1 protein-coding gene is annotated in these 518 nt (G+C 63.5%); it reads left to right on the top strand.

What is annotated here, in order from left to right; genetic code table 11:
• A partial coding sequence (locus B3873_RS19890) for an ATP-binding cassette domain-containing protein (RefSeq protein WP_286868512.1) occupies positions 1–381 on the top strand: 381 nt, incomplete at its 5' end.
• Between the last annotated feature and the right edge of the window lie 137 nt (positions 382–518).

Below are 518 nucleotides of genomic sequence, written 5' to 3' on the forward strand. Positions count from 1 at the left end.
GGCGGCATGCGCCAGCGCGTGGGCCTGGCGCGCGCTTTGGCTCCGGATCCCAAAATCCTGCTCATGGATGAGCCCTTCGGTGCGCTTGACAGCATGACCCGCGAACAGATGCAGGAGTTGCTGGTGTCGGTCTGGGCGCGCACGGGCAAGCAGGTCTTCTTCATCACACACTCCATCGAGGAAGCGCTTTTCCTGGGCACCGAGGTGATCGTGATGTCACCGCGCCCGGGCCGCATCGTGGCGCGTTTCGAGACCGATTTCGTGCGCCGTTTCGCCGCCGAAGGCGATGCCCGCGCCATCAAGACCGAACCTGCCTTTGCACAATTGCGTGAAGAGATTCGCGCCATCGTCCACCAGTCCGAAGACCTCGTCACATCATGAACGACCAAGTCCAACCCCTCCCCTTGCTGGATTCCCTGCGCGCAGGGATATCGGCTCCACCTGCGGCCAGTGCACCGCCGCGCCTGGTCAAGATGCGCAGCTTCGGCATCGGCGAAGGCTCTACGGTGCACATCAGC

Source organism: Herbaspirillum sp. UBA812 (assembly GCF_002296545.1).
In the GTDB taxonomy this organism is placed as follows: Bacteria; Pseudomonadota; Gammaproteobacteria; order Burkholderiales; family Burkholderiaceae_D; genus Herbaspirillum; species Herbaspirillum huttiense.